Origin of the sequence: Ruegeria sp. SCSIO 43209 (assembly GCF_019904295.1) — a bacterium.
In the GTDB taxonomy this organism is placed as follows: domain Bacteria; phylum Pseudomonadota; class Alphaproteobacteria; order Rhodobacterales; family Rhodobacteraceae; genus Ruegeria.
The window spans coordinates 3222219-3236585 of sequence record NZ_CP065359.1; the positions used below are offsets into that span (position 1 = coordinate 3222219).

The 14367-nt window shown below is 57.6% G+C and carries 15 protein-coding genes; 4 read left to right on the forward strand and 11 right to left on the reverse strand.

The window, feature by feature from the left end:
• Positions 1-72 precede the first annotated feature (72 nt).
• Positions 73-552 carry a phosphoribosyl-AMP cyclohydrolase gene (locus tag I5192_RS16100; protein WP_170399250.1) on the reverse strand — a complete coding sequence of 160 codons (480 nt, stop codon included), beginning with the start codon at positions 550-552 and terminating at the stop codon, positions 73-75.
• Here I5192_RS16100 and I5192_RS16105 point away from each other — a divergent pair.
• The 4 genes from I5192_RS16105 (at position 551) to I5192_RS16120 (ending at position 3337) form a co-directional block, all read left to right on the forward strand.
• The gene (locus tag I5192_RS16105) at positions 551-739 is read left to right on the forward strand and encodes a hypothetical protein (RefSeq protein WP_223117280.1); all 189 of its coding nucleotides are present in this window, start codon (positions 551-553) and stop codon (positions 737-739) included. The genes I5192_RS16100 and I5192_RS16105 overlap by 2 nt on opposite strands.
• Before the next feature lie 27 nt (positions 740-766).
• Positions 767-1156, forward strand: coding sequence for a hypothetical protein (locus tag I5192_RS16110; RefSeq protein ID WP_170399254.1), 390 nt, complete (start codon positions 767-769; stop codon positions 1154-1156).
• Positions 1157-1220: 64 nt separating this feature from the next.
• Positions 1221-2603 carry a M17 family metallopeptidase gene (locus I5192_RS16115; protein ID WP_223118320.1) on the forward strand — a complete coding sequence of 461 codons (1383 nt, stop codon included), beginning with the start codon at positions 1221-1223 and terminating at the stop codon, positions 2601-2603.
• Positions 2600-3337, forward strand: a complete 738-nt coding sequence (locus tag I5192_RS16120) for a C40 family peptidase (protein WP_223117281.1) — start codon at positions 2600-2602, stop codon at positions 3335-3337. The genes I5192_RS16115 and I5192_RS16120 overlap by 4 nt, the downstream gene beginning before the upstream one ends.
• On the opposite strand, the gene I5192_RS16125 is transcribed toward I5192_RS16120, so the two are convergent.
• The 10 genes from I5192_RS16125 to I5192_RS16170 form a co-directional block, all read right to left on the reverse strand.
• Positions 3334-3684, reverse strand: a complete 351-nt coding sequence (locus I5192_RS16125; protein ID WP_170399260.1) for a DUF2794 domain-containing protein — start codon at positions 3682-3684, stop codon at positions 3334-3336. The two genes, I5192_RS16120 and I5192_RS16125, sit on opposite strands and share 4 nt — an antisense overlap.
• A 78-nt stretch (positions 3685-3762) precedes the next feature.
• Complete coding sequence (locus I5192_RS16130) at positions 3763-5427, reverse strand: iron ABC transporter permease (RefSeq protein ID WP_170636729.1); 1665 nt, start codon at positions 5425-5427, stop codon at positions 3763-3765.
• Positions 5428-5533: 106 nt separating this feature from the next.
• Positions 5534-6751 carry a phenylacetate--CoA ligase family protein gene (locus I5192_RS16135; protein ID WP_223117282.1) on the reverse strand — a complete coding sequence of 406 codons (1218 nt, stop codon included), beginning with the start codon at positions 6749-6751 and terminating at the stop codon, positions 5534-5536.
• Positions 6752-6770: 19 nt separating this feature from the next.
• Entirely contained in the window at positions 6771-7604 is an 834-nt protein-coding gene (locus I5192_RS16140) for an ABC transporter ATP-binding protein (protein WP_170399269.1), read from the reverse strand.
• A gap of 71 nt (positions 7605-7675) precedes the next feature.
• Positions 7676-8959 (reverse strand): ABC transporter substrate-binding protein, encoded by a 1284-nt coding sequence (locus tag I5192_RS16145; protein WP_223117283.1) that lies wholly within the window; start codon positions 8957-8959, stop codon positions 7676-7678.
• A gap of 73 nt (positions 8960-9032) precedes the next feature.
• On the reverse strand, positions 9033-10109 hold the full coding sequence (locus I5192_RS16150) for a branched-chain amino acid ABC transporter permease (protein WP_170694892.1): 1077 nt from the start codon (positions 10107-10109) through the stop codon (positions 9033-9035).
• Between the two features lie 3 nt (positions 10110-10112).
• Complete coding sequence (locus I5192_RS16155) at positions 10113-10370, reverse strand: hypothetical protein (protein ID WP_170408766.1); 258 nt, start codon at positions 10368-10370, stop codon at positions 10113-10115.
• Positions 10371-10373: 3 nt separating this feature from the next.
• Positions 10374-11360: a branched-chain amino acid ABC transporter permease gene (locus I5192_RS16160; protein ID WP_223117284.1), complete on the reverse strand. Its 987-nt coding sequence runs from the start codon at positions 11358-11360 to the stop codon at positions 10374-10376.
• Positions 11361-11389: 29 nt separating this feature from the next.
• Positions 11390-12208 carry an ABC transporter ATP-binding protein gene (locus tag I5192_RS16165; RefSeq protein WP_170399285.1) on the reverse strand — a complete coding sequence of 273 codons (819 nt, stop codon included), beginning with the start codon at positions 12206-12208 and terminating at the stop codon, positions 11390-11392.
• Between the two features lie 75 nt (positions 12209-12283).
• Complete coding sequence (locus I5192_RS16170) at positions 12284-14227, reverse strand: AMP-binding protein (protein ID WP_223118321.1); 1944 nt, start codon at positions 14225-14227, stop codon at positions 12284-12286.
• Positions 14228-14367: the final 140 nt, after the last annotated feature.

A 14367-nucleotide genomic window follows, 5' to 3' on the forward strand; every position in this document is an offset into this window, starting at 1 on the left:
TCTGAAAACATCATCGGAAACATATCAAAAAATCGACGTAATTTCAGAGGCCCGATCGTATGGCCCGCAGGATCAGGCCGGTGGCTGGTAAGGCAGCGACGAATGGTGCAGCACGATGCGAAGCACTCCGTCAGCGTCTTTTTTGTAGCCGAAGCTTTTGTCGACTTGCGTGATGTTACCTTGGCTATCCGTCAGAATGACCTTGCCCATCCACATGGCGACATCGCCTTCGACGAAGCTGGCCGATGTCTCACTTGCCATTTCGCGCCAACCCTTGATTCCGAAACCGCCATCAAGCGGAAATTCGGCATCGTGACCGACAAAATAGGCCAGTGCACCGTGGCGAGTCGGGCGAAAGGTTTGATCTCCGGATGCCATAGTTGGTTTGAACAGGACCGGACCCAGATTATAGCCGTATGCCGCATCTAGAACACCCTCGGCAACGGAACGGGCCGCATCGATCCCACCGTCTTCAAAAGCTTTGGAGATCGCAATCAACCCATCGCCCCAGGCGGTACGGGCAGCGGCCAGCTCGTCAGTGGTAATCGGCATGATCCTGTCCTTCTCTGTCCGGTTTCTATGGTACTGGCAGCAAGTGAGCGTCAACGCAAGAGGTGTGACCGGACTCTCGCCCGGTTTTGCCCACAGAATCGCGTGGAAGCCTGAATTCTCAGAAAATTCGACCCATTCTTTTGAACCGGTGCAAGGTTTTGCAAAGTATTTTGCCGCCAATCTCTGACTGTGCCGTGGGGGCATTTCAATTGGGGTGAATGTGGTGGACAAGATTATCACACTGGAACAGAAGGAACCCGTGCGTCTGGACCCGGACCGCCTGAGCAGCCTGTACAATCAGCTTGGCGACACCAACGCGATGGACGTGCTGTGCCGCACGGTTGAAGAACTGGCGTTGCGGCTGTCGAATTGTGAACGGTTTTGGCGGCAACGCGATTGGGCCGGGCTGCGCAAATGCGCAAAATCTCTCGTGGCCATATCCGAGCAAATCGGCATGACAGCACTGGCACGTGTGGCAGGCGATGTAGCTTGTACTGTCGACGCAGGCGATGCGGTGGCGACAGGGGCGACTCTGAGCCGCCTAATCCGGGTGGGTGAGCGATCGCTGACTGCCGTCTGGGACCAGCAAGATCTATCTGTCTGAGAGGGGGTTGCGAGTGCGCCGCAGACAGATAGTCTGGGCGAAAATCCAACCAGCCGAGACACGCATGACCCTGTCCTTCGCCCCTGCCTCCGACCCATCGTTGCCACTACATGTGTTAGAGCAATCAGATTTTGAAAGCTGGCTGACCGATCAGCCGGATCATATCCGAGCTTGGGTTGCGGCCGATGGGTTTTCCGGAGCTCTGGGTCAAACACTTCTGGTGCCCGGCACAGATGGTAATCCGCAGTTTGTCATGGCGGGATATGGCAGCGCGGCAAAACGGGTACGCAAGCGATTTCCGCTAGCCGCTGCCGCAGAATCGCTGCCCAAGGGCACATATCATATCGCCTCGGGCGTTCCCGCAGATGTGCTTGAGGCTGAATGCCTGGGCTGGCTGATGACGGGATATGCCTTTGATCGCTATGCAGCGCAAAGCCCGGCTAACGCCACGCTGATCGCGCCCGAGGGCGTAGATGCCCGGCGGATCGAAATCATGGCCAATGCCGAGGCATTGACACGGGATCTGGTCAACACACCCGCTTCGGACATGGGCCCGGTGCAATTACAACACGCGGTTGAGGCACTGGCACGGGAACACGGCGCAGACATCTCGGTCATCACAGGCGATGCGTTGCTGGAACAGAATTTTCCGATGATCCACGCGGTGGGGCGTGCTGCCGAACAGGCCCCGCGTCTGATCGAGATGAACTGGGGCGATCAAGGGCCAAAACTAACATTAGTTGGGAAAGGGGTCTGTTTCGATACCGGCGGCCTGAATCTGAAACCCGGTGCTTCGATGGGGTTGATGAAAAAAGATATGGGCGGAGCGGCCAATGTGCTGGGTCTGGCCCGTATGATCATGGCGCTGGATCTGAAAGTGCAATTACGGGTCCTGATCCCGGCGGTCGAAAACGCAGTAGCGGGCAATGCTTTCCGCCCCGGCGACATCCTGACGGCGCGTAATGGGCTAACGGTTGAGATCAACAACACTGATGCCGAGGGTCGGTTGGTGCTGGCCGATGCCCTTGCTCTGGCGCATGAAGGGGCGCCAAACCTGCTCATCTCGATGGCCACTTTGACTGGCGCGGCCCGGGTTGCATTGGGCGCTGATCTGGCCCCGTTTTATACCGATGACGACAAAGCCGCCGACGTGCTGGCGCGTGCTGGCCGGGCTGCCGCTGATCCGGTCTGGCGTATGCCTTTTCATGACCCCTATGAAGCGATGATCGAACCCGGCATCGCTAACCTCGACAATGCGCCTTCTGGTGGATTTGCAGGCTCTATCACCGCGGCACTGTTCCTGCGCCGGTTCGCTGCCGAAAGTCGCTATATGCATTTTGACATCTATTCGTGGCAACGCAGTAAGGAACCCGGTCGCAGCAAGGGTGGTTTGGGCCAAGGCCCGCGTGCCCTCCTGGGGGCTTTGCCAGAGATCCTTGGCCTATGACTCAGGCGCGCATCATTCAACCGGTCATAGACCTGCTGCGCCACCCTGACGGTCCGCGCGACCGACAATTGTTGTTTGGCGACACGGTCACTGTTTTGGACGACCAAAACGGCTGGAGCAAGATCTCAGCCAGCAAGGACGGCTATACCGGATGGGTGGCGACGGACCATCTGGGACCAATTGAGCCACAGACTCACTGGATCGTCGCCGCTTCGACCCATGCCTATGAGAAGCCCGATATAAAAAGCCGCGATCTGACCTCGCTGAGCTTTGGCAGTAAAATCAGGGCTCTGTCTGAGGAGGGCGGGTTTCTGGAAACGCCAATCGGGTTCATTCCGGGGGTGCATGCCGTGCCCGCCTATTCCCTGCTGACCGATCCCGTTACCGCGGCCGAACTTTTTCTCGGCACCCCTTATCTTTGGGGTGGTAACAGTCGATTCGGGCTGGATTGCTCGGGCCTCGTACAGCTCGCACTGCTCGCCTGCGGCGTTCCTTGTCCCGGAGACAGCGGCGATCAGGAACGCGAAGTTGGTGGATCGGTGCCCGAGGGCGATCCCGCACGGCGCGGAGACTTGCTGTTCTGGAAAGGCCATGTTGCCTGGGTTGCCGCCGAAAACCTTCTACTTCACGCCAACGCCTATCACATGGCCGTTGCGCTCGAACCGATGGATCAGGCGATTGCCCGGATCGCCGCCCAGGGCGACGGGCCGGTTACAGCGCATAAAAGGCTCTAATCCAGGTCAACCGCACGGATAAGCTTGCGTTCCAGAACCCTCAGAACCGCGCGCAGATCGTGCCCGCGCTTCAAAATACGCCCATCCATGCCGACCACGGAATACATGCCCTGACGTAGCCGCAGGCGCGGGTGCTTCTCGACCCTGTAGATGGGATGTTCCGCCGTGCGCCGAAAAATCGAAAATACCGCCATATCCCGCAGGTTCGAGATTCCGTAGTCGCGCCATTCACCGGCAGCGACCATTCGGCCATAAACAGACAGGATTTGAGACATCTCGCGCCGGTCAAACGCGACCGGCATCTGGGCAGAGCCGGACCCGAACCGGCTGGGAGGCTGCATGTTCATATGACAAGCCTTGCCGGAAATCGCCGTCGAATCAAGCCCACTAGCATCAAGGTGTTGTATTTTTGGATCGCCCGCCCGCTATCTGCGCCCAACCTGACGGCAAATTAGGATCACCGGCAGCAACCCGACAGCCAGAATAACCAGCGACGGAACCGCTGCACCTTCAAGCCTCTCATCCGAGGCCAGACGATAGGCCTGCACTGCTAGAGTGTCGAAGTTAAAAGGCCGCATGATCAGGGTCGCGGGCAGCTCTTTCATCACATCCACAAAGACAATCAACAGTGCCGTTAGCAGCGAAGGCGTAAGGATCGGCAGATGCACCCGGCGCAGCGTTCCTAACGGGGTTTGACCCAGTGACCGCGCCGCGGCATCCATATTGGCGTGAACGGTACTCTGCCCACCCTCATACGCGCTGAGCGCGGCGGCCAAAAAGCGCACCATATAGGCCGCGATCAACAACCAGATAGATCCCGTGACCAACAGTCCGGTCGAGATACCAAAGGTTTGGCGCATCCACGCATCCAGTGCGTTGTCGAATCCCGCAAAGGGGACGATCAGCCCCACGGCAATCACGCCACCCGGCACCGCATAGCCCAACCGCGCCACATAAGCCGCCATTGCGGCCCCGCGTCCGGGGCGCAGGCGTTGGAAGAATCCTATCGAAATCGCCGCGCTGACGGTGATAACCGCCGCAGTCCCCGCCAGTGTCAGCGAGTTCTGTATGAACCCGATATATCGGCGCGACAGCAGGTACTGCTCGGATTCCAAACCCATCTGCACCAGGATAACCACAGGCAGAAGGAATCCGAACAGGACGGGAATTGCGCATAGCAGAAATGCCGCAAGTGATTGCCATCCCTTGAGTTGCGCCGCTGGCAGACCTGCGTGGCGCTTGCCTGCCTGATAGTATTTGGCTTTGCCGCGCTGTGTCCGCTCGGCCACGGCCATGACAAGCGCAAAACCCAACAGACAAAGGGCGAGTTGCGCCGCAGCAGCGCGATCAGCCATGGAAAACCAGCTTGTGTAGATGCCAGTGGCAAATGTCTGCACTCCGAAATAGGCGACTGTGCCGAAATCGGCGATGGTTTCCATAACCGCCAGCAAGACGCCCCCCGCAATCGCCGGGCGTGCCATCGGCAGGGATACGCGCCAAAAGGCATGCCAGGGGCCATTGCCCAGCGCCCGGGCCGCCAGAAAGGCCGTGGCGCTTTGCTGCAGAAATGCCGCGCGCGCCAGCAAATAGACATAGGGATACAACACCAGGATCAACATCACCGCCGCGCCCTCGGTCGAGCGAATCTCGGGGAACCAATAGTCGCGCGGGCCCCAGCCGGTCACATCCCGCAGCGTGGTCTGAACGATTCCGGGGTGATCCAGAATGAAGGTATAGGCATAGGCCAGCACATAAGCCGGAAAGGCCAGCGGCAGGACCAGAGCGATTTCCAGCCACCGCACTCCGGGAAAGCGGGTCATCGTGACCAGCCACGCAGCGCCGACGCCAATCGAAAACGTCCCTGCTGCGACCAGCACCACCAGGATCACCGTGGTCAGCGCATAGCCAGGCAAAACAGTCTCTAACAAATGGGAAATTGTGTCGGTGCCACCGGTCACCGCCGCCAGAACAACCGCCACCATTGGCAACAGACAGGCGGCTGCCACGACATAGGCAATGCCGCCCACAAAGCGTGTGCCTAGTGCGCCGCGATTATGCGTTCCGTGTTCTGAATATTCGACTTCGGCCATGGCGTCTGACTGAGAATCCCGTAGGGTCTGCCTTTAATCGACTAAAACTCTAAGAAACACCAGTGGGCGGACTAACAAAAACTGCGGCAATGTTCGCCGCAGATCCCTATTCATAAACGCGCTGATCCTCGATCACCAAGCCATCTTTTGGTAATGAGCCCGGCGCCACAACTTCAATCGCGCCTTTCAGTTTCAGGACTTCGACCACCGATTTTGCATAGGCACCATCGTTCTCGCAGGGGCTTTCGATCTGAACGGTCATGGTATCCATCTCGCCCTGTCGCGCCGCAATGACACGCGCCTTGACGATTTCATCATGCTTGTCGACCAGCGCGGCCACCTGTTCGGGGCGGACGAACATGCCCTTGATCTTGGTGGTCTGATCGGCGCGACCCATCCAGCCTTTGATACGCATATTTGTGCGCCCGCACGGAGACTCTCCGGGCATGATCGCCGACAGATCACCGGTGGCAAAACGGATCAACGGGTAATCGGGGTTCAGCGTGGTCACAACCACCTCACCTACTTCACCAGGTGCAACCGGGGTTCCTGTGCCGGGGGTGACGATCTCAACGATCACGTGTTCGTCGATGATCATACCCTCCATCGCAGGGCTTTCATAAGCTATGTTGCCCAGATCAGCGGTCGCGTAGCATTGCAGGCAGACGATGTCCCGATCGGCGTAATCTTGTCGTAGGCTTGGAAACAGCGCCCCGCCACCCACAACGGCCTTGGAAAATTTCAGCGCGACGCCCATGGCTTCGGCTTTATCCAGAATGACTTTCAGATAGTCAGGCGTTCCTGCATATGCGGTGCAACCCACATCGCGCGCAGCGGTCACCTGCAACTCGGTCTGACCTGTACCTGCAGGCAGGACCGACGCGCCAACGGCCTGCGCGCCGCTTTCAAAGATCATGCCCGCGGGGGTGAGGTGATAGCCAAAACAGTTCTGAACGATATCGCCCGGACCAACCCCGGCTGCATTCAGGAACCGGCCCATGCGCCACCAGTCGTGATCAGTGCTGCCGGGTTCATAGATTGGCCCCGGAGATTGAAAGACATGCTGGAAATTCCGCGCCGGTTTGACGGTGAACCCTCCAAACGGAGGCCGGGTGCCCTGCGCCTTTGTCAGATCAGATTTTCGCAGAACCGGCAGTTGTGCCAGCGCCTGCATGTCTGTCACTGTGCCGGCGTCCACGTTGGACAGGATGCCGGCATATCCGGGTGCTTTTTGCGCGCGGGCAATCTGTTCTGGCAAGGCGCGCGCGTGATCAGCGGTGCGCTCGTCAGCGGATCGGGTTTCAAGCTTATCAAAATAGGTCATTGAAATATCCTCCACCCGCTTACAGCCATCTCTTGCGGCGGCGGTATGAGCGCACGTCTCGAAAGCTCTTGCGGCCTTCGTCAGACATGCCGAGATAAAATTCCTTTACGTCCGGGTTTTCGCGCAATTCAGCGGCGGGGCCGTCCATCACCACGCGGCCAGATTCCAGAATATAACCGTAATGAGCAAACCTTAGAGCCACATTTGTATTCTGTTCAGCCAGCAGGAAGGACACGCCTTCCTTCTCGTTCAGGTCCCTTACGATGCCAAAAATCTCTTCGACAAGTTGCGGAGCCAGACCCATTGAGGGTTCATCAAGAAGGATGGTTTCGGGCCGTGACATCAGAGCTCTGCCCATAGCAACCATCTGCTGCTCACCGCCCGAAGTATAACCGGCCTGACTACGACGGCGTTCCTTCAAGCGTGGGAAGTAATTGTAAACCAATTCAAGGTCCTGCTGGATCGCGGCAGACCCGTCCTTCCGGGTATAGGCACCGGTCAGCAGATTTTCCTCGACTGTGAGGTGTTCGAAACAGTGGCGGCCTTCCATGACTTGAATGACGCCCTTCTCCACCAAGGCAGCCGGGTCGCTTTCATGCACGCCCTCGCCGCGATATTTAATCGAGCCTTTGGTGACCTCGCCCCGTTCCGAATGCAGCAAGTTCGACACGGCCTTCAATGTGGTTGTCTTGCCCGCACCATTGCCACCCAGTAGGGCTGTGATGCCGCCCTTGGGCACAGTCAGGCTGACGCCTTTCAGCACGAGGATCACATGGTTGTAGATCACCTCGATATTGTTGACCTCAAGCAGGGTTTCCGCCTGCACGTCAGTGGTTTGTGCCGCATCCAGCATCAGCGCGTGTCCTCATGCCTTGTGTTTGGTTCAGGGCGGCGGCATACCGCCACCCCAGATGTCAAAGCGCCTTAGCCGCAGCGCCCTTCAATGTTGTTTTCCGCAGCATAGGCTGCAGAATCCTCGGCGATCAGCGCCCCGATAACTTCAGTGTCAGTCGGTTTGAAATCCGAGATGACATTCCATTCCTGGGCGTTTGCGTCCCATTGAGTGACCGCAACCAAACCCGGACCACCATGGTTTTCGCAGCTCACATCAAATGTGGGGCCAAACCCGCTCATCCCCAGCTCGGCCATGCGTTCGTCGGTGATACTCAGCGCTTCCATTCCGTCGCGCATCATGGCAGGCGTGATGTCTGCAACGCCGTGGATTTCCTGGGCTTTCCGAATGGCCTCGGCGGCAAGCATCGCCGAGTAAACAGCTCGGTTATACTGAACTGTTCCAACCTTATCGCCCGCGCCAGCGGCCTTGTCGGCATCGTGAACATATTTCTTGATGTCCTCGAAGACAGGAAAGCCGTCCCCAGTCGCCGTGAAGGCCAGCGCTTTGTAACCGTTTGAAGCTTCGCCAGACGGCAACACGTCCGGCTCTGCTCCGGACCACCAGACACCGATGAAATTCTCCATCGGGAAGCGGATATTGGCTGCTTCCTGAATGGCGACCTGGTTCATCACACCCCAGCCCCAGAGAACCACGTAGTCCGGCCGATCGCGGCGAATTTGCAGCCACTGAGACTTCTGTTCCTGACCGGGTGAATCGACGGGCAGCAAGGAAAGCTCAAATCCATGCTTCTTGGACAGTTCCTCAAGCGTGCGTATCGGCTCTTTGCCATAGGCCGAGTTGTGATAGACCAACGCCACTTTTTTGCCGCTGATGTCACCGCCGTTTTCTTCAAGTATGTGGTTCACCGCACCCGACGCACCGTTCCAGTAGTTCGCAGGGTAGTTAAAGACCCATTTGAATACGTCACCGTTCGCTGCCGAGGTTCGCCCGTAACCCACGGTCTGCAGTGGAATGCCATCGGCGGAAACCTTTGGAATCAACTGATAGGTAATACCTGTCGAAAGCGGCTGATATACCAGCGAGCCTTCATTTTTGGTGGACTCGTAGCATTCAACGCCCTTTTCCGTCGTATAGCCGGTCTCACATTCGATCAGACGTATCGGCACGCCACCGATGCCGCCATCCCGTTCATTCAGCATGGTAAAATAATCCGCATACCCATCCGCAAACGGAATACCACCTGCTGCAAAGGGCCCGGTGCGATAGCTGAGTGATGGAATCACCAGATCCGCCAGTGCGGGGCCTGAGGCCATCAGCGCACCCAGCGCCAGGGTTGCCAGTTTCTTGTTCATCGGGTGTCTCCTCCCTTGGTTGGTCCGATGTTGGGTTCCGGGCTTTCCACCCGTCTTTTCGTTGGGCCTGCCGCTAGTGCGGGAACGGCCAGAGTCTGAGTTTTTCTTTCGCCACGCGCCACAGCTGCGCCAGCCCGTGTGGTTCAAGGATCAGGAACATGATGATCAGCGCGCCCACGATCACCAGCTGCAAATGCGCCACGATATCCGTGGGCCAGCCCAGCACATCGACGCCGACCACTTTCAGGACAACCGGCAGCAACACGAGGAAGGCAGCGCCGGCAAAGGACCCAAAAATAGACCCTAATCCGCCAATTATGACCATGAACAGCACCAGGAATGATTTCTGGATGCCGAACACTTCTCCAACCTCGACTGCGCCCAGATAGACCGCAAAGAACAGCGCGCCGGCCACGCCCACGAAGAACGAACTGACAGCAAAGGCGGTCAGCTTGGCCTTGAGCGGGTTCACCCCGATGATCTCGGCCGCGATGTCCATGTCGCGGATTGCCATCCAGGTACGACCAGTGGTGCCGCGGGTCAGGTTACGCGCGATGATGGCACAGACGGTCAGGAAGATCAGGCAGAACAGATAAGTCGCCCATGCCGGAGCATTCGGGCCAGTGATAATGATGCCGAACACATCGCGTTCCGGCGCATTGATCTGGCCAGAGGCCGAGTAGTTGTAGAACCACGGCACCCGGTTAAACAGCCACACAAGAAAGAACTGCGCCGCCAGCGTAGCGACTGCTAGATAGAATCCCTTGATCCGCAGAGATGGCAGACCAAACAAAACACCAACAATCGCAGTGATCCCTCCAGCAAGGATCACATGGATGAACATGCTGACATCCGGAAAAGCCGTCATCAACTTGTAACAGGCATAGGCCCCCACAGCCATGAACCCGCCGGTGCCCAGCGACACCTGCCCGCAATAGCCCACCAAAATGTTCAGCCCGATCGCAGCGATGGCATAGATCAGGAATGGCAGAAGCAGCGCATTGGCCCAATAATCGTTGATGATGAACGGAATTATTCCAAACGCCACCGCCAGAACGACATAGTACCGATACCGGTCAAACTTGATCGGGAAAGTCTGGCTGTCGGCGATATATGAGGTTTTGAAATCCCCGGCCTCACGATAGAACATATCTTACTTTCCCCATTCTTCCTGCGCCCGATTGCGGGCAGCGGCGTCCAGTTGATTGGACCCTTTGGCATATCCGGTGGCCTCGGAAGCGCGCACCAGTTTCATGTAAGCCAGGATGCCCATGACCAGCCCGGCAAAGGCCAGAATTACAGCGATCACAAGTTGGCCCTCGGTCAGATCGCTCGATGTCAGGGCGATGTAGCCGAAAGCCCAAAACCCCGCCCATGCGATCACGTTGATGATAGCAATCAGCTTGGTCACGCCCTACACCCTCTCGATGATCTTCTCGCCGAACAGGCCCTGAGGTCGGAACACGAGGAATATCAGCGCCAATACATAGGCAAACCAGTTCTCAGTCGCACCGCCAACCATTGGGCCGATGGCGAACTCGAACAGTTTCTCACCCACACCGATGATCAGGCCACCGACGATGGCTCCGGGGATCGAGGTGAACCCGCCTAGCATCAGCACCGGCAGCGCCTTCAGCGCGATCAGCGACAGCGAGAACTGAACGCCCGATTTGGTGCCCCACATGATGCCCGCGACCAGCGCCACAAACCCGGCGACCGACCAGACCATGATCCAGATGAAGTTCAGCGAAATCCCGACCGATAGCGCCGCCTGATGGTCATCCGCCACCGCACGCATCGCCCGACCCTGCTTGGTGTACTGGCTGAACGCGACCAGAGCCGCCACCAGAAGTGCTGCGATGATCGTGGCCACGATGTCCAGATTGTCGATGAAGAAACCGTAGTCGAAGATATTAAAGGTCGTCTCGTCAATCCACAGGTTGATACCCTGCGGCAAACCCACATCCAGCGTCTTGATCTCGGACCCCCACATCAGGTCGGCGACGCCCTCAAGGAAATAGGCCAGACCGATGGTCGCCATGAACAGGATGATCGGTTCTTGCCCGACCAGATGGCGCATGACGAACCGTTGCACACACCAGGCCAGCAACACCATCACGGCCATGGTCAGGACAATCGCCAGCAAAGCGGGCACATTCCAACCAAAATTATAGACATGCGTGCCGAAAGTCGCGTTGATCAGATGCGCAAAAGGCACCTGCCCGTTCATGATTCCGACCAGCGTCATCGCCGCAAACAGGGCCATAACCCCTTGGGCATAATTGAAAATCCCCGACGCCTTGTAGATCAACACAAAGCCCAGCGCGACCAGCGCATACAGCACCCCAGCCATCAGACCGTTGAGGATGACCTCCATCGCGAAGATTAATTGTTCAGGCATGCCAGCCCCTCCCCAATTTTGCCCGGACCTCAGTCATGGCTGACCCCCAAATAGGCATCAATGACTTCTTGGTTGTTGCGCACCTCATCCGGGGTGCCGTCACCAATCTTTTTGCCGTAATCCATCACAACCACACGGTCGCTCAGATCCATTACCACGCCCATATCGTGCTCGATCAGCGCAATCGTGGTGCCAAACTCGTCATTCACGTCGAGGATAAAGCGGCTCATGTCCTCTTTCTCTTCGACGTTCATCCCGGCCATCGGCTCATCCAGCAGCAGCAGTTTCGGTTCCGCCGCCAGCGCGCGCGCCAGTTCGACGCGTTTCTTCAACCCGTAAGGCAGGCGGGACACCGGCGTTTTGCGGATGTGCTGAATCTCAAGGAAATCAATGATCTTCTCGACCGCCTCGCGGTTCTCGGTCTCTTCTGCCTCGGCCTTGCCCTTCCACAGCGCTTGCTGAAGAATATTGGTCTTCATAAAACCCAAACGCCCGGTCATCACATTATCCAACACGCTCATGCCTTCGAACAGAGCGATGTTTTGAAACGTCCGCGCGATCCCCTGCTGCGCCACCTCAAACGGCCGCATCGGAGGGCGCTTGGAGCCGTGAAACCAGACCTCACCTTCTTGCGGAACATAAAAGCCCGAGATCACATTCAGCATCGAGGACTTACCCGCCCCGTTTGGCCCGATGATTGCCCGGATCTCACCCTCACGGATGTCAAACGAGATATCCTTGATGGCCACCACGCCGCCAAAGCGCAGGGTGATGTTCTTCATCTCCATCACCACACCGCCGATCTTGCGGCCGTCTTCGGTGACATATCCTTCGGAGTTATCCAGCATCAGAACCTCCCTGACACAAAAACGGGACGGCGGGCGGGGCGATGACCGCAGGTTGAGCGGCGCGCGTCAGCCCACTCATTCCGCCGCCACCTTGTGCTGCGCGACCGGAACCACTGGCGCATCGACAATTTCCAACGTCGCAGAAATCGATCCCTTACGACCATCTTCATAGGTCACTTCAGTCGTGGTCGAAACGCTCGACGACCCGTCATACAACGCCGCTATAATGTCGCTGAATTTGTCCTCGACAAACCCACGCCGCACCTTGCGGGTCCGGGTCATCTCGCCATCATCCGCATCCAGTTCCTTATGCAGAACCACGAAACGATGCACCTGACAGCCCGACAGCATTTCATCCGCCGCAACCGACTTGTTCACCTCTTCCACATGGCTCCGAATCGTCTCTAACACACGGGGATGACCCGCTAGCTCCTGATAGGACGCGTAGGCCACATTGTTACGTTCGGCCCAGTTTCCGACAGCTGTCAGGTCAATATTGATGAAGGCTACGCAGCGATCCTTGCTGTTACCGAACAGCACGACCTCAAGAATGTCAGGATAGAACTTCAGCTTGTTCTCGACGTATTTCGGCGCAAACATCGAGCCATCGGCCATCTTGCCCACGTCTTTGGCGCGATCGATGATCCGCAGATGGCCCGAGTTCTCCTCGATGAACCCGGCATCCCCAGTGGCGACCCAGCCTTCGGCATCTTTGGTCGAAGCTGTGGAGTCCGGGTTGTTGTAATATTCAACAAACACCCCGGGCGAGCGATAGTGGATCTCACCCTTATCGTCGATTTTCAGCTCAACATCCGGTGCGGGGACGCCGACCGTATCGGCCCGTACTTCGCCATCCGGCTGCACGGTGATGAACACGGTCGCTTCGGTCTGACCGTAAAGCTGCTTCAGGTTGATGCCCAAAGAGCGATAGAAATCAAAGATTTCCGGCCCGATCGCTTCACCCGCCGTATAGCCCACACGGAACCGGCCATAGCCAAGCGTATCTTTCAGCGGGCCATAGACCAGCAGATTGCCCAACGCATATTTCAACTTGTCGCCAAAGCCCACCGGCTTGCCGTCCAGCAGCAATCCACCAACCCTCTTGGCATGGGCCATGAAATAATGGAACATGCGCTGCTTCAGCTTGCCCGCATCCTCCATCCGGATCATCACGTTGGTCAGCTGGGTCTCGAACACCCGCGGCGGGGCAAAGAAATAGGTCGGCCCGATCTCGCGCAGGTCGGTCATCATCGTGTCTGCGCTTTCCGGGCAATTCACACAGAAACCGCACCAATAGGCCTGACCGATGGAGAATATGAAATCCCCAACCCACGCCATTGGCAGGTAGGACAGGATATCCTCATTTCGGGTCAGATGATCGAACTCTGCGGAATTCTTGGCGCTTTCAATAACATTCCGGTTCGACAGCACCACGCCTTTGGGCTTGCCCGTGGTGCCCGAGGTATAGAGCATCACGCAGGTATCGTCATAGGTGATCGCCGCAATGCGCTTGTCCAGTTCCGCATCAAACCGCGCGTGCCCCGCACTGCCTTCGGCCATGATGTCCTCAAGCGCGTTCATCTGCGAGTGGTCATACTTCCGCATCCCGCGCTTGTCGGTATAAAGTATGTGTTTGACCTGATGGAGATTTTCCTGAATCTCGATGACTTTGTCGACCTGCTCCTGATCACCGCAGACGACATATTTCGCACCGCAATGTTCCAGCACATAGGCCATCTCTTCGGCGACCGAATCCTGATACAGAGGCACCGGCACCGCGCCTACCATCTGTGCGGCAACCATCGACCAGTAATGGGCGGGACGGTTCCGACCAATCACAGCAATATGGTCACCCTTTTCAACGCCAAGTTCTAGAAACCCAAGCGCGATGGCACGGATTTCTTTGGCGGCTTCCGCCCAGGTCCAGCATTGCCAGATCCCGAATTCCTTTTCCCGATAGGCCGGGGCATCCCCGAACTGGGTCACATTGCGGTGTAATAGCGCCGGAAGAGAGTCCATCCCTTCAGCGCCCGACTGCGTCTGAGCCAATCTTTTTCTCCTCCCCATCCGACCCCTCCCCGGGCCGAAAATGGCGGGTTCGGGATGGTGCCCGAACGCCAATGCCCCGATAAGGGACGTCGTAACGATCAGCGTCAAGT